Origin of the sequence: Streptomyces anulatus (assembly GCF_000721175.1) — a bacterium.
Lineage (GTDB): Bacteria > Actinomycetota > Actinomycetes > Streptomycetales > Streptomycetaceae > Streptomyces > Streptomyces anulatus_C.
The window spans coordinates 43,041-57,940 of sequence record NZ_JOEZ01000008.1 but is presented as its reverse complement, the minus strand read 5'-3'; the positions used below and the strand labels follow the sequence as shown (position 1 = coordinate 57,940).

Annotated in this window: 14 protein-coding genes; 7 read left to right on the top strand and 7 right to left on the bottom strand. The window is 72.4% G+C overall.

The genetic code is table 11. The features are described 5' to 3' along the window. Positions 1–142 precede the first annotated feature (142 nt). Positions 143–1,549, top strand: a complete 1,407-nt coding sequence (locus tag IG90_RS0111260; protein ID WP_030581444.1) for a cystathionine beta-synthase — start codon at positions 143–145, stop codon at positions 1,547–1,549. A 429-nt stretch (positions 1,550–1,978) separates the two neighbouring features. Here IG90_RS0111260 and IG90_RS0111255 read toward each other — a convergent pair whose 3' ends face one another. Then, positions 1,979–2,395 carry a hypothetical protein gene (locus tag IG90_RS0111255; RefSeq protein WP_030581441.1) on the bottom strand — a complete coding sequence of 139 codons (417 nt, stop codon included), beginning with the start codon at positions 2,393–2,395 and terminating at the stop codon, positions 1,979–1,981. Between the two features lie 182 nt (positions 2,396–2,577). Between IG90_RS0111255 and IG90_RS0111250 the strand changes: the two genes are divergently transcribed. Then, entirely contained in the window at positions 2,578–3,423 is an 846-nt protein-coding gene (locus IG90_RS0111250; protein ID WP_033894032.1) for a MurR/RpiR family transcriptional regulator, read from the top strand. Between the two features lie 170 nt (positions 3,424–3,593). Beyond that, a complete protein-coding gene (locus IG90_RS0111245; protein WP_030581435.1) occupies positions 3,594–4,133 on the top strand; it encodes a hypothetical protein in 540 nt (179 codons plus the stop codon). A gap of 15 nt (positions 4,134–4,148) precedes the next feature. Here the strand turns inward: IG90_RS0111245 and IG90_RS0111240 are convergent, their stop codons facing one another. The 5 genes from IG90_RS0111240 to IG90_RS0111220 form a co-directional block, all read right to left on the bottom strand. After that, on the bottom strand, positions 4,149–4,523 hold the full coding sequence (locus tag IG90_RS0111240; protein WP_030581434.1) for a hypothetical protein: 375 nt from the start codon (positions 4,521–4,523) through the stop codon (positions 4,149–4,151). A gap of 74 nt (positions 4,524–4,597) precedes the next feature. Next, positions 4,598–5,071, bottom strand: coding sequence for a roadblock/LC7 domain-containing protein (locus IG90_RS0111235; RefSeq protein WP_030581430.1), 474 nt, complete (start codon positions 5,069–5,071; stop codon positions 4,598–4,600). Between the two features lie 38 nt (positions 5,072–5,109). Continuing rightward, positions 5,110–5,919 (bottom strand): helix-turn-helix domain-containing protein, encoded by an 810-nt coding sequence (locus tag IG90_RS0111230; RefSeq protein WP_030581429.1) that lies wholly within the window; start codon positions 5,917–5,919, stop codon positions 5,110–5,112. Beyond that, the gene (locus tag IG90_RS0111225; protein ID WP_030581427.1) at positions 5,916–6,323 is read right to left on the bottom strand and encodes a hypothetical protein; all 408 of its coding nucleotides are present in this window, start codon (positions 6,321–6,323) and stop codon (positions 5,916–5,918) included. The genes IG90_RS0111230 and IG90_RS0111225 overlap by 4 nt, the downstream gene beginning before the upstream one ends. Positions 6,324–6,481: 158 nt before the next feature. Next, positions 6,482–7,882 carry an APC family permease gene (locus IG90_RS0111220; protein ID WP_030581425.1) on the bottom strand — a complete coding sequence of 467 codons (1,401 nt, stop codon included), beginning with the start codon at positions 7,880–7,882 and terminating at the stop codon, positions 6,482–6,484. A 147-nt stretch (positions 7,883–8,029) separates the two neighbouring features. On the opposite strand from IG90_RS0111220, the gene hutU reads away from it, so the two are divergent. The 4 genes from hutU (at position 8,030) to hutI (ending at position 13,630) form a co-directional block, all read left to right on the top strand. Beyond that, on the top strand, positions 8,030–9,688 hold the full coding sequence (hutU, locus tag IG90_RS0111215) for a urocanate hydratase (RefSeq protein ID WP_030581423.1): 1,659 nt from the start codon (positions 8,030–8,032) through the stop codon (positions 9,686–9,688). Next, positions 9,688–10,989 (top strand): allantoate amidohydrolase, encoded by a 1,302-nt coding sequence (locus IG90_RS0111210; RefSeq protein WP_030581421.1) that lies wholly within the window; start codon positions 9,688–9,690, stop codon positions 10,987–10,989. The genes hutU and IG90_RS0111210 overlap by 1 nt, the downstream gene beginning before the upstream one ends. Further along, on the top strand, positions 10,980–12,347 hold the full coding sequence (locus IG90_RS0111205; protein WP_030581419.1) for a formimidoylglutamate deiminase: 1,368 nt from the start codon (positions 10,980–10,982) through the stop codon (positions 12,345–12,347). The genes IG90_RS0111210 and IG90_RS0111205 overlap by 10 nt, the downstream gene beginning before the upstream one ends. Before the next feature lie 110 nt (positions 12,348–12,457). After that, complete coding sequence (gene hutI, locus IG90_RS0111200; protein ID WP_030581418.1) at positions 12,458–13,630, top strand: imidazolonepropionase; 1,173 nt, start codon at positions 12,458–12,460, stop codon at positions 13,628–13,630. A 274-nt stretch (positions 13,631–13,904) separates the two neighbouring features. Here hutI and IG90_RS0111195 read toward each other — a convergent pair whose 3' ends face one another. Beyond that, on the bottom strand, positions 13,905–14,885 hold the full coding sequence (locus tag IG90_RS0111195) for an RNA polymerase sigma factor SigF (protein ID WP_030581416.1): 981 nt from the start codon (positions 14,883–14,885) through the stop codon (positions 13,905–13,907). Positions 14,886–14,900: the final 15 nt, after the last annotated feature.

Here is a 14,900-nt window from a genome sequence, read left to right as displayed (position 1 = left end):
AGTCCGGTCCACCTCCTCCTCGCCGTACAGCCGTATGTACCTTCCTGCCCCGCGAGGGGCTCCGTGTACTCCTTTCCGTACGCGGAGTCCGTCCTGTACGCATACTCTGGGCCGGACCATCTCGGAGACCCCGGAGTACACGGTGCAATTCCACGATTCGATGATCAGTCTTGTCGGCAACACCCCGCTGGTGAGGCTGCGCAACGTCACGGCAGGTATCCAGGCGACCGTCCTGGCCAAGGTCGAGTACTTCAACCCCGGCGGGTCGGTGAAGGACCGCATCGCGCTGCGCATGATCGAGGCGGCCGAACAGAGCGGGGAGCTGAAGCCCGGCGGCACGATCGTCGAGCCGACCAGTGGCAACACGGGTGTCGGGCTCGCCATCGTCGCCCAGCAGAAGGGCTACAAGTGCATCTTCGTCTGCCCGGACAAGGTGTCCACGGACAAGATCAACGTGCTGCGCGCGTACGGGGCCGAGGTCGTCGTCTGCCCCACCGCCGTTGACCCCGAGCACCCGGACTCGTACTACAACGTCTCCGACCGGCTGGTCACCGAGACGCCGGGCGCCTGGAAGCCGGACCAGTACTCCAACCCGAACAACCCGCGCTCGCACTACGAGACCACCGGTCCCGAACTGTGGGAGCAGACGGAGGGGAAGATCACCCACTTCGTCGCGGGCGTCGGCACCGGCGGCACGATCAGCGGCACCGGGCGCTACCTCAAGGAGATCAGCGACGGCGCGGTCCAGGTCATCGGCGCGGACCCGGAGGGCTCGGTCTACTCCGGCGGCTCCGGGCGGCCCTATCTGGTCGAGGGCGTCGGCGAGGACTTCTGGCCGAGCGCCTACGACCGCAGCGTCACCGACGAGATCGTCGCGGTGTCCGACAAGGACTCCTTCCAGATGACGCGCCGGCTCGCCAAGGAGGAGGGGCTGCTCGTCGGCGGCTCCTGCGGCATGGCGGTCGTCGGGGCCCTGGAGGTCGCCAAGCGGCTCGGCCCCGAGGACGTCGTCGTGGTGCTGCTCCCCGACAGCGGGCGCGGCTACCTCAGCAAGATCTTCAACGACGAGTGGATGGCCGACTACGGCTTCCTGGAGGACACCGGCGCCTCCGCCAACGTCGGTGCGGTCCTGGACTTCAAGGAGGGCCCCATGCCCTCCCTCGTCCACATGCACCCGGAGGAGACGGTCGGCGAGGCCATCGAGGTGCTCCGCGAGTACGGCGTCTCCCAGATGCCGATCGTGAAGCCGGGCGCCGGCCACCCGGACGTGATGGCCGCCGAGGTCATCGGCTCCGTCGTGGAGCGGCAACTGCTGGACGCGCTGTTCACCCGGCGCGCCTCGCTGACCGACCCGCTGGAGAAGCACATGTCGGCGCCGCTGCCGCAGGTCGGCTCCGGCGAACCGGTCGAGGACCTGATGGCCGTGCTCAGCGGCACGGACGGGGCCGACGCGGCGATCGTGCTCGTCGAGGGCAAGCCCAAGGGGGTCGTGAGCAGGCAGGACCTGCTGGCGTTCCTCGCCAAGGACGCGGGCGCGGCGAAGGCCTGACGGGGCGGTCGCCGGGCCGGGGCGCGTCCGGCGGACCGGCGCCGGGAGCCGGCCGTCGCCCGGTCCGGCGCCCCGGAGCGCGGTTCGCGAAAACGGCACGAGCGTGTCACGTCCGCGCAGCACCCGCTTAACACGGCTCCGGCACATTGGTGGGTGTCGGCAGGGAAACCCGCCGGCACCCAGAACGGCGACACCGGACTACGGAGCGGCTCCCGGACCTCCACCGTCGCCCGGACGCGGGCACCCGGCCCTGACCCGGACCGCGTCCCTCGCGGGGACCGCCGTCGTCCCGCCCCCCGGGCGACCGGGGGTGCGGCGGTCCCCGCGACATGCTTCCGCACACAGCGGCGCGGCCGGCCCCCCGTGGGTCCGGCCGCGCGGCATGCCTGCGGGGCCTTTGCCGTGTCCGGGAGGCCTCGGGCGGCGGGCTCAGCCGTTCCAGTCGGACGGCGCCCGCTCGTCCCGGCGGCGGAACAGCCCGCCGCCCCGCGCCGCCTGGAACGCGTTGACGCCGACGATCCCGAGCCACGCCACGACCAGACCCTCGATCCCGGCGTTCACGACCCCGATCGCGGACAGCGGGACCGCCATGACCAGCGAGACGATCCCCAGGCCGTGCCGCTCCCCGAAGCTCCCCGGCCCGGCCGGGCGCGCACCACGGGCGACGGTCATCTGCTGCTCGGCGAGCTGACGGCGGACCCGGCGGTCGAGTGTGGTGTCGAGGCGCTGCTCGACCTTCTCCAGGAACGAGTCGATGAGCGCGGTCTCGTACTCCGCGCCCAGCTCCCCGCGGGCCTGGAGGGTGGCGGCGAGCTCCTTCTTGAGCTCGGGGTCACGGGCTTCCATGCCGACCACGTTACGGATCCGGGCCCCCGCCGACAGTGGGGCCAGCCCCCAGGTTCCGTGGGGTTAACCCCCCTGTCCGCCCACTCCCGTCCCCGCCCTGCATATGGACATACAGCGGCCTTCCTGGCTGAATAGAACGGTCGGCGCCGGTCGTGGCGCGACGGATCCAGCAAGGGGACAGCATGAGTGGGAGCAGCCCCGCCGCACGGTTGCAGCGGCTCTTCGAGGGCCACCGGCTCACACCCACCCAGCGGCGCATCGCGCACTGCATGGTCCGCCGGGCCGCCGACGCGCCGTTCCTCTCCAGCGTCGAGCTGGCCGAGCTGGCCGGGGTCAGTCAGCCCTCCGTCACCCGCTTCGCCGTCGCCCTCGGCTTCGACGGCTATCCGGCGCTGCGCAGGCACCTGCGCGAGGTCGCGCCCGCCGACGCGGAGCAGGAGGACGCGGGGGAGACGTACAACGAGTACCAGCAGGCCGTCCGCGCCGAGATCGAGAACCTCCAGCACCTCTGTGACGTGCTCGCCGACCCCGCGCCCGTCGAGCGGGCCGGGCGGCTGCTCGCCGGCTCCCGGCCGCTGCCGGTGCTGGGGCTGCGCGCCGCCTCCTCGCAGGCGCGCGGGTTCGGCTACTTCGCCGCCAAGGTGCACCCCGACGTCCGGGTGCTCGACGAGGGCGGCAGCATGCTGCCCGACCGGATCGACTCCGCCCGCCGGGCCGGGGCCACCGCTTTGATGTGCTTCGCGCTGCCGCGCCACCCCAAGGAGAGCGTGGACGCGCTCGCGTACGCCCGGGACCAGGGGCTGACCGTGGTGACGGTCGCCGACTCCGCCTTCGCGCCCGTCGCCAAGCACAGCGATCTGCTGCTCCCCGCGGCGATCGGCTCCGGACTCTCCTTCGACACCGTCTGCGCGCCGATGCTGCTCGGCCGGGTGCTGCTGGAGGCCATGTGCGACGGACTGCCCGACGCCCAGGCGCGGTTGGAGGAGTTCGACGTACGGGCGGCGACGCGCGGTCTGTTCGTGGAGTGAGGCACCGCCCGCCCGGCAGTCTCGCGGATTCTCAGGCATCGCTCATCTGCGGCCGCTAACCTCCGCGCCCAGACACACCGCCGCGTCGGCGGTGCGCGGGAACGCGGGTTTCGCGGCAGTGCGGAGAGAGGGGTACGGACGTGGGGCGCCAAGGACAGTCGCTGGCGAGGGTGGCCGTGACCGTACGGGCCGGGGCGGCGCCGCTGTGGTGGGCGGGTGTGGTGGCCGCGGCGGCGGGGGCGTTCGTTCCGGGTCTGACCGGGCGCCGGATCGGGCTGCTGGCCGGGGCGGCGCTCTTCGTCGTCACCGCGGCCGTCGTGGCCCTGGCGCGCGGCAAGCGGTACGCGGAGCTGGCCCGGAGCGCGTCGCGCGCCGGGCGGGGCGACTTCCTCCAGGACCGGGCCGTGACCGTACGGGGGTGGCGGCGCGGGCGCAGGTGGTGGCTGCTGGGCGCGTTCGTCGTGGCGGTGGCGTCCTCGTTCGCGCTGCCGGGCGCGGGCGGACTGGTGCTCGCGGGGACGGGTGCCGGTCTCTGGGCGAAGGCCGTACGCATCGGACAGCGCGAGCGCCGCGAGGACGTCCTGTACTGGGTGCGCACCGACTGGTCCGGACCCGGGAGCCCGGTCGGCAAGCGGGTGAAGGCCCACCGGACGACGGGTCCGGAGGCGGGGGACGCCGCGCCGGGCGGGGCGCGGCGTCGCCGCCGGTGAGGATTCCGGAGGTGCTCAGACCTCCAGGTCGGCCTCGATCTTCTTCAGCTGGTGGCGGGCCATCGCCAGGTTCGCCCGGTTCGCGTCCAGCACCAGGTAGAGGAACAGACCGCTGCTGCCACGGGACTTGAGCAGCCGGATCAGGTGGTACTGGGTGCCGAGCGTGATCAGGATGTCCTCGATCCCGTCCTTGATGCCCAGCTGCTCCATGGTGCGGAGCTTGGCGCGGACCACATCGGTGTTGCCCGCGGCGGCGACCTCCAGATTGAAGTCCTTGCCGCCGCCGAGCGTGCCCAGGGCCATCCCGCTCGTGTAGTCGACGAGGGCGACACCCGTGGTGCCCTCGATCGAGCTCATCGCTTCCTTCAGTGACGCTTCGGTGTTCGCCATGGAGGCTCGTTTCCTTTCCCTGGCCGGTCGTGGTGACCGGGTCCGATTCTGTGCGGGCTTCTGCGGGGGGCGTCTTACGTGGGGCGTTGCGGCAGGGTGCGGTTGGGCGCGGTGGCGGGGTGCGGGGGTGCGGCGCGGGCGGCGGTGGCGGGGCGCTCGGTGCGTGCCAGCGCGGCGTCGACGAGTTCGCCGATCCGGGCGCCCGCGCGGCGGCCCTCCAGATGGAGCCGGCCGACGTTGATGCGGTCCTCGGCCAGCAGGGTCAGGACGGCGGAGGAGCCCGCGGCGTAGGTGGCGATGTAGCCGCTGTTGCCGCGGACCAGCAGTTCACGGAAGCCGCCCCGCCCGGTGGCGTCGGTCATCCGGATCGATACGCCGAGGGCGGCGGCGGTGAGGGCGGCGACGCCCTCCGCCTCGACGCCCGGGGTGTCGTGGGCCAGCACCAGCCCGTCGGTGGAGGCGGCCAGCGCCCCGGAGAGCAGGGGGACCCGGGCGCGTAACCGCTGGAGTTCGTCGAGGACATCACGCACTTCGGCCTCGGGCACCATCAGCTGTCTCCTCCCGGCACGCTGTCTGAGCGCGCGTATCACAGGGCCTCCAATGCGTCTCGGAGCCGGCGCAGCAGGGCGATGTCGGGGTCGGCCGTCACCTCGGGGAGCGTGATCCGGCCGGGTGGGGAAGCGGCCGGCAGGGGCTGGGCGCGGACCGCCTCCACCAGACCGGCCGCCGCCAGCCGTCGCAGGTCGACCAGGATGTGGAACGCCGAACGGCCCAGTAACTGCGCGATGTCCGAGGCCGTGCGGACCCCGTCGGCCAGCTCCAGGAGACGGCGCTGCCGGGCCGGGACCGGGGCGTCGGCCGGGTGTGCCGCCGTCCGCCGCAGCGGGGCGCCGTCGCAGGCGGGGTCGGGCCAGATCCGGTCCAGGAACTCCCGTCTGCGCAGCGTCTCGCGCTCCACGGCGGCCACCGGGACGGGCCGTACCGGACCGATCCAGTGCGCCACCCCGTAACGGAAGCGGGCGGGCGTCCCGGTCGGGGCGAGTGCGAAGAACGCGGCGTCGTACAGCGCGCCCAGGTGGCACAACTCCAGTGCCCCGCCCGGCACGTGACCGCTGTCCACGAGATAGCGGCCGACCCGGCGGTGCGCCCCCGCCTGCGCCACGGCGTCCCACCAGCCCTCGTGCCGCAGGGTCCCGCCGGTGGTGAGCAGGACGTCGATGCCGGGGGTGGCGGGGCTCTCGGCGTGCACGACCTGGCCGTCGGCGAGGTAGAGCGTGCCGCGGTCGCGCATGAGGGCGCCGGTGGCCCGCTCGGCGGCGAGGCGCTGGAGCATCGGGCTCAGTACCGGGAGCCGGCCAGGCCCGGGGGTGTCGAGGTCGGCGGCTATCGCACTCATGCCAGCACCAGGCGCTCGGCCAGCTCGCCGAGCCGCATCCGGGCGAGGGCGAGATTGCCCTCGGAGCGGTCCAGCCACAGATGCAGGAAGACGCTGCTGTCGAAAGCCGTCTCGACGAACCGGAGCATGTGGTACCCGTCGTGGGTGGTGACGATGACGTCCTCGACGGGGGTGCTCGGCGGGTCAGCGGACCGGTCGCCCTCCGCGGCGAGGCGGGTGAAGGCCGGCTGTTCGGCGGTCATCCGGGCGACCTCCGCCGTCTCCGCGGCGGTCGCCTCATGGTCGCCGTTGGGGGACTCCCCGATGGTGCCGAGGGCGAGACCGCTCGTCCAGTCGACCACCGAGGCGCCCCGGGCGCCGGGCAGCCTCATGACTTCGAGCAGGCACTCGTCGATTCCGGGCACGCGGATCTCCCCTCCCGACGTGGCGTACGGCTGTGACGCAGAGGCTACGCAACGTGCTCACGGCAGGTGGAGGTTCTGGCATTTTCCTTTGGTACATGCGGCCCGCGGTGTAAAGGGGCGGCCGGAATGCTGCGGTGGGGGCGGCGGGTGGCGTCCCGTCAGGCGTCCGGGGCCCCGGACTTCTCGCGGGACGTCATCACCACCTTGTTGAGCGCCCACAGGCCGATGCCGATCAGCAGCAGGATCCCGGCGCGTACGTACACGTCTGAGCCCCGGTCGGCGAGCGGGCTCGCCAGGATCAGCGAGGTGAGCGCGCCGAGCACCGGAAGCGCCGTGGGCGTACGGAAGTGGCGGTGGTCCACCCGGTCCCCTCGGAGCACCAGCACGGCGACGTTGACCACGGCGAAGACGCAGAGCAGCAGGAACGAGGTGGTGTCGCCGAGCCCCTCGATCTCGCCGGTGGAGACCAGGCCGATCGCCAGGACGGAGACGAAGACGATCCCGACCCAGGGGGTGCGCCGGCCGGCCAGCACCTTGCCCATGGCGGGCGGCAGGATGCGCTCGTTGGCCATGCCGTAGCAGAGTCGCGAGGCCATCATGATGTTGATCAGCGCCGAGTTGGTGACGGCGAACAAAGCGATCAGCGCGAAGAGTTTCGGCGGGAAATCGACGCCCCCGGCCTTCACCACCTCCAGCAGCGGGCCGCTGGAGCCCGCCAGGGTGCGGGAGTCGACCAGCAGCGAGGAGACCAGGGCGACCAGGACGTAGATGGTGCCGGTGATGCCCACTCCGATGAAGATCGCGCGGGGGAAGGCGCGGGCGGGGTTCTTCGTCTCCTCGGCCATGTTCACCGAGTCCTCGAAGCCGACGAAGGCGAAGAAGCCGAGTGCGGTGGCGCCGAGCACCCCGGTGATCAGTGCGTACCCGGTGCCGCCGGTCTCGATCTGGGTCAGCCGGGAGGGCTCGCCCTCGCCGCTGAACACGGCGTACGCGCCGATCGCGAGGATCACCGCGAGTCCGCTGACCTCGACCAGGGTCAGGACGACGTTCGCCTTCACCGACTCGGCGACCCCGCGCAGGTTGATCGCGGCGAGGGCGAGGACGAACAGGATCGCTATCAGGGTCGGCGGCACCGCGTCGGTGAATTCCGCCAGATAGTCGCCGCTGAACGCCCGTGCCGCCGCGCTCGCCGAGGAGAGGCCCGAGCACATCACCATGAAGGCGACGACGAAGGTCAGGAAGGGGACCTTGAACGCCTTCTGGGTGTAGAGCGCCGCCCCGGCCGCCTTCGGGTACTTCCCGACGAGTTCCACGTACGAGGCCGCCGTCAGCAGGGCGACGACGAAGCCGATCGCGAACGGCAGCCACAGTGCGCCGCCGACCTTGCCCGCCACGTCCCCGGTGGTGGCGTAGATGCCGGTGCCCAGGATGTCGCCGACGACGAAGAGGATCAGCAGCTTGGGGCCGAGGGCACGCTTGAGCGGCGGAGCCCCTCCGAGCCTCTCCGTACCCCCGTGGCCCTCGGGTTCCGTCGGTGCGGGTGTGCCGGCAGTGCTCATCGATGCCTCCGGTTCGGTCTCCGGTCCGGTCTCCGGGTCGCTAGGGAGAACCTGTTCCCAGCCACGGCGAGGACCGCACCTGTTGACTACGACTATTCAGAGCAGCAGGATGTGAATAGATTTTCACCGTCGCGAGGAGGCACCGCCATGTCAGGACCCCGCCCCGTACGGGCACCGCGAGGCACCACGCTGAGCGCCCTGGGATGGCAGCAGGAAGCCGCCCTGCGGATGCTGCAGAACAACCTCGACCCCGAGGTCGCCGAGCACCCCGACAAGCTCGTCGTCTACGGCGGCACCGGGAAGGCGGCCCGCGACTGGCGCTCCTTCGACGCGATGGTCCGCACGCTGCGGACGCTCAAGCAGGACGAGACGATGCTCGTCCAGTCCGGCAGGCCGGTCGGCGTCATGCAGACCCACGAGTGGGCGCCGCGCGTGCTCATCGCCAACTCCAACCTGGTCGGCGACTGGGCCAACTGGGAGGAGTTCCGCCGCCTGGAGGCGCTCGGCCTCACCATGTACGGCCAGATGACCGCCGGGTCCTGGATCTACATCGGTACCCAGGGCATCCTCCAGGGCACCTACGAGACCTTCGCAGCCGTCGCCGCCAAGAAGTTCGGCGGCACGCTGGCCGGGACGATCACCCTGACCGCCGGGCTCGGCGGCATGGGCGGCGCCCAGCCGCTCGCCGTCACCATGAACGACGGCGTCGCCATCTGCATCGACTGCGACCCGCGCGCCATCGAGCGCCGGATCGAGCACCGCTTCCTGGACGTGCGGGCCGACAGCCTGGAGCACGCCCTCCAGCTCGCCGTCGAGGCCCGCGACGCCCGCCGCCCGCTCTCCATCGGCCTCCTCGGCAACGCCGCCGAACTGCTGCCCCGGATGCTCGCCGAGAGCGCGCCGATCGACATCGTCACCGACCAGACCAGCGCCCACGACCCGCTGGCCTACCTGCCGCTCGGCGTCGACTTCGACGACATGGCGGACCTCGCCGCCGAGAAGCCCGCCGACTTCACCCGGCGCGCCCGCGAGTCGATGGCCCGCCACGTCGAGGCCATGGTCGGATTCATGGACGCCGGGGCCGAGGTCTTCGACTACGGCAACTCCATCCGCGGCGAGGCCCAGCTCGCCGGGTACGGCCGCGCCTTCGACTTCCCCGGCTTCGTCCCCGCCTACATCCGCCCCCTCTTCTGCGAGGGCAAGGGCCCCTTCCGCTGGGCCGCGCTGTCCGGCGAGGCCTCCGACATCCACAAGACCGACAAGGCGATGCTTGAGCTCTTCCCGGAGAACGAGTCGCTGCACCGCTGGATCAAGATGGCCGGCGAACGCGTCCATTTCCAGGGTCTGCCCGCCCGCATCTGCTGGCTCGGCTACGGCGAGCGCGACAAGGCCGGCGAGCGCTTCAACGACATGGTCGCGAGCGGCGAACTGGCCGCCCCGCTGGCCATCGGCCGCGACCACCTGGACTGCGGCTCGGTCGCCTCCCCGTACCGCGAGACCGAGGCCATGCTCGACGGCTCCGACGCCATCGCCGACTGGCCGCTGCTCAACGCCATGGTCAACGTCGCCTCCGGCGCCTCCTGGGTCTCCCTCCACCACGGCGGCGGCGTCGGCATGGGCCGCTCCATCCACGCGGGCCAGGTCTCCGTCGCGGACGGCACGAAGCTCGCGGGCGAGAAGATCCGCCGCGTCCTGACGAACGACCCGGGCATGGGTGTCATCCGCCACGTGGACGCCGGATACGACATCGCCGAGAACGTCGCCGCCGACCAAGGCGTACGCGTCCCCATGACGGAGGGCAACTGATGCCGTCCGGCACGCCCAAGGGCCCGCCCGGCGCATCCGCCACCTCTCCCGGTACGTCGCGGCAGTGGCGTGCGGGTGACTCCTTCCTCTCGATGTGGCGGGAGCTGGCCCCCGTCGGACTCCACCCCGACAGCGGCGGCTACCGGCGCTACGCCTGGTCGGCGGCGGACGTCGACTGCCGGGCCTGGTTCCGGGCGCAGGCCGAGGCGCGCGGTCTCACCCACGAGAGCGACCGCAACGGCAACCAGTGGGCGTGGCTCGGCGACCCCCTGGCCGGGAACGCCGTCGTCACCGGCTCGCACCTGGACTCCGTCCCGGACGGCGGCGCCTTCGACGGCCCGCTCGGCGTGGTCTCCTCCTTCGCCGCGCTCGATGAACTCCACCGCAGAGGGGTGGAGTTCACCCGCCCTCTGGCGATCACCAACTTCGGTGACGAGGAAGGCGCCCGCTTCGGCCTCGCCTGCGTCGGATCCCGGCTCGCCGCCGGACAGCTCGCCGTCGCCGACGCCCGGCGGCTGCGCGACGCCGACGGCGTCACGCTGCCCGCTGCCATGGAGAGGGCCGGATACGACCCCGGGACCATCGGCCCCGACCCGCAACGGCTCGCCCGGATCGGCGCGTTCGTCGAACTCCACGTCGAGCAGGGCCGCGCCCTCGACCTGACCGGCGACCCCGTCGGCATCGCCTCCGCCATCTGGCCGCACGGCCGCTGGCGGTTCGACTTCCGGGGCGAGGCCAACCATGCGGGCACCACCCGCCTCGCCGACCGCCGCGACCCGATGCTCACGTACGCCGAGACCGTCCTCGCCGCCCGCCGCGAGGCCGAACTGACCGGCGCGCTCGCCACCTTCGGCAAGATCGCGGTCGAGCCCAACGGGGTCAACGCCATCCCCTCCCTCGTACGCGGCTGGCTCGACTCCCGCGCCGCCGACCAGGCCACCCTGGACGCCGTCGTCACCGGCATCGAGCGCGCCGCCCGGGAGTACGCCGAGCGGGCCGGGATCGACCTCGACGTCGTCCGCGAATCGTTCACACCCGTCGTCGAGTTCGAGCACGCGCTGCGCGACGAGCTCGGCAGGATCCTGGAGGGGACCGGAGACACGGGACGGCCCGTGCCCGTCCTCGGCACCGGCGCCGGCCACGATGCGGGTATTTTGTCCGCTTCGGTGCCCACCGCCATGCTCTTCGTACGGAACCCCACCGGCATCTCGCACTCACCCGCCGAGCACGCCGCCGAGGACGACTGCACGGCCGGGATCGAGGCACTCGCCGACGTACTGGAAGGTCTCGCGTGCAGCTGACACACCGGACGACGGGCGGGCCCGTCACCGCGACGTACTGGATGGACCACGCCTGGCTCGGCACCCACGTCGAGCCGGGCGTCACCCTGGACGTCGCGGGCGGCCGCATCGCCGGGATCAGGACCGGGGTCGAGGCACCGCCGCCCGGCGCGACCGTGCTGCGCGGCCTGACCCTCCCCGGCCTCGCCAACACCCACTCGCACGCCTTCCACCGGGCCCTGCGCGCCACCGTCCAGGTCGGCTCGGGCACCTTCTGGACCTGGCGCGAGCTGATGTACCGCACGGCCTCCCGGCTCACCCCGGACACCTACTTCGACCTGGCCCGCGCCACGTACGCCGAAATGGCCCTGGCCGGCATCACCTCCGTCGGCGAGTTCCACTATCTGCACCACGCCCCCGGCGGCACCCCCTACGCCAACCCGAACGCCATGGGCGAGGCGCTCATCGCGGCCGCCGCCGAGGCCGGCATCCGGATCACCCTGCTGGACACCGCCTATCTCGCCGCCGGATTCGGCGAGAAGCCCAACCGGCACCAGCTGCGCTTCTCCGACATCACCGCCGAGGCCTGGGCGGAGCGCGCCTCCCTCCTCAAGGGCGACGACCACACACTGATCGGCGCGGCCGTCCACTCCGTCCGGGCGGTCCCGGCCGGACAGCTGGCCACCGTCGCGCAGTGGGCCGAGGAGCGCGAGGCCCCGCTGCACGTCCACCTCTCCGAGCAGACGGCGGAGAACGACGCCTGCCAGGCCGCCCACGGCCGCACCCCCACCCGGCTGCTGGCCGACCACGGGGTCCTCGGCCCACGCACCACCGGCATCCACAACACCCACCTGACCGAGGCGGACATCGAACTGCTGGGCTCCTCGGCCACCGGCACCTGCATGTGCCCCACCACCGAACGCGACCTGGCCGACGGCATCGGACCCGCCGCCGCCCTCCAGAAGGCGGGCTCGCCGCTCTCGCTGGGCAGCGACAGCCATGCCGTGATCGACCTCTTCGAAGAGGCGCGGGCGATGGAGCTCAACGAGCGGCTGCGCACGCACATCCGGGGCCACTGGACCGCCGCCGCCCTGCTCCGGGCCGCCTCCGCCGACGGGCACGCCGCACTCGGCCGCCCCGACGCGGGCGTGCTGGAACCGGGCGCCCCCGCCGACCTGACGACCGTCGCCCTGGACTCCGTCAGAACGGCCGGGCCGGTGCCCCGACTGGCAGCGGAGACCGCCGTATTCGCCGCCTCCGCCGCTGATGTGCGGCACACGGTCGTGGCGGGCCGGCACATCGTCCGGGACGGCCGTCACACACAGATCGAGGACGTGCCCCGGGCGCTCGCCGAGGCCGTCGCCGCCCTGCACGGCTGACCGCGGGCGCGTCCGGTTCCGCGGACGCGCCCGCGGAACCGGACCCGCCCGAACGCGCAAGAAGCCCGCACCCCCCGGACCTCCCGGAACGCAAGGAGAACACTCTCCAGATGACGACCACCGCCGTCACCCACATCGCCAGCCTGGTCACCAATGACCCCTCCCTCGGCAACGGGACCCCCCTGGGCCTGATCCAGGACGCGGCCGTCGTCATCGACGGCGACCGCATCGTCTGGACCGGTGAATCCAGCAAAGCACCCGCCACTGACAACGTCCTCGACGCGGCCGGCCGCGCGGTGATCCCGGGCTTCGTCGACTCCCACTCCCACCTGGTCTTCGCGGGCGACCGCACCCAGGAGTTCAACGCCCGGATGTCCGGGCAGCCCTACCGCGCGGGCGGCATCCGCACCACCGTCGCCGCCACCAGGGCCGCCTCCGACGAGGAGCTCTCCGCCAACGTCGCCCGCTACCTCGCCGAGGCCCTGCGCCAGGGCACCACCACCTTCGAGACCAAGTCCGGCTACGGCCTCACCGTCGAGGACGAGGCCCGCGCCCTGCGGATCGCGGGCCGCCACACCGACGAGGTCACCTACCTCGGCGCCCACATCGTGTCCCCCGACTACGCCGACGACCCCGCCGGGTACGTCGACCTGGTCACCGGCCCGATGCTGGAGGCCTGTGCCCCGCACGCCCGCTGGATCGACGTGTTCTGCGAGCAGGGCGCCTTCGACGGCGACCAGGCCCGCGCCATCCTCACCGCGGGCCGCGCCAAGGGGCTGCACCCCCGCGTCCACGCCAACCAGCTGACGTACGGCCCCGGTGTCCAGCTCGCCGTCGAGCTCGACGCCGCATCGGCCGACCACTGCACCCACCTCACCGACGCGGACGTCGACGCACTCGGCCAGGGCAGCACGGTGGCGACCCTGCTCCCGGGCGCGGAGTTCTCCACCCGCGCCACCTGGCCCGACGCCCGCCGCCTCCTCGACGCGGGGGCAACCGTCGCGCTCTCCACGGACTGCAACCCCGGTTCGTCGTTCACCTCGTCCCTGCCGTTCTGCATCGCGCTGGCCGTGCGCGACATGGGGATGACCCCGGACGAGGCGGTCTGGTCGGCCACCGCCGGCGGGGCCGCCGCCCTGCGCCGTAGCGACATCGGCCGGATCACCCCCGGCGCCCGCGCCGACCTGGTCCTCCTCGACGCCCCGAGCCACGTCCACCTCGCCTACCGCCCGGGCGTCCCGCTGGTCAGCGCGGTCTGGCGGAGCGGACAGCGGGTGGTGTGACGGGCGGTCCGGGGACCGGAGCCGGGGCCCAGCCGGCCTCCGGCCACGCGTACTCGTCGAAGCCGGTGGGGAGCTTCCCACAGTCCGCATGGGCGCTGACGGCGTACGTTCCCGGACGCCTCCGGTGGCGTACTCGGCGTGGCTGAGTAGCCGATCCGGACCCGGCGCACCGCCCGACACGCGCAAGGACCCGCTCCCGGTATCCGGGGCGGGTCCTTCCGCGGTGCTCGACGGCCGTGGAGCCCCGTGGCGGGGCGGCGGGGCCGGGGCGGGGTCATTCCTCCAGGGTCAGACCCTTACGGAGCTTGGTCAGCGTCCGCGAGAGCAGCCGGGACACGTGCATCTGCGAGATGTTCAGCTCCTCGCCGATCTCCGACTGCGTCATGTTGCTGACGAAGCGGAGCGAGAGGATCATCCGGTCCCGGGAGGGCAGCGCGGCGATCAGCGGCTTCAGCGACTCGACGTACTCGATGCCTTCGAGGCCGTGGTCCTCGTAGCCGATGCGGTCCGCGAGGGCGCCCTCGTTGTCGTCCTCCTCGGGCTTGGCGTCCAGCGAGCTCGCGGTGTACGCGTTGCTCGCGGACATGCCCTCGACGACCTCCTCCGGCGTGATGCCGAGGCGCTCGGACAGCTCCGCCACGGTGGGCGCGCGGTCCAGCTGCTGGGAGAGCTCGTCGCCCGCCTTCGCCAGGTCGAGCCGCAGCTCCTGGAGCCGGCGCGGCACGCGCACGGACCAGCTGGTGTCACGGAAGAAGCGCTTGATCTCGCCGACGATCGTCGGCATCGCGAAGGTGGGGAACTCCACTCCGCGGCTCAGCTCGAACCGGTCGATCGCCTTGATCAGGCCGATGGTGCCGACCTGGACGATGTCCTCCATCGGCTCGCTGCGGGAGCGGAACCGGGAGGCGGCGAACTTGACGAGCGCGAGGTTCAGCTCGACGAGGGTGTTGCGTACGTAGCTGTACTCGTGGGTGCCCTCTTCGAGGGACTCCAGCCGCTCGAAGAGCGTCTTCGACAGGGCCCTGGCGTCCAGAGCGCCCACTTCGGCGTACGGCGGGATCTCGGGAAGCCCTTCGAGTCCCTCGAATTCCTCGCCGGCCGCGCCGTGGAAGTCTGAGGTGGTGCTGGTGGTGCTGGTGGTGCTGGTGCGCGGGCCGGGAACGGCGCTCGCGGCGGGGGAGTCGGAATTGGTCGGTCCCTGAGGACATGCCGACGACGCGTTGCGGGTACGCGCTTCGTCGAGCCGGGGTGACATGGTTCTCCTCCATCG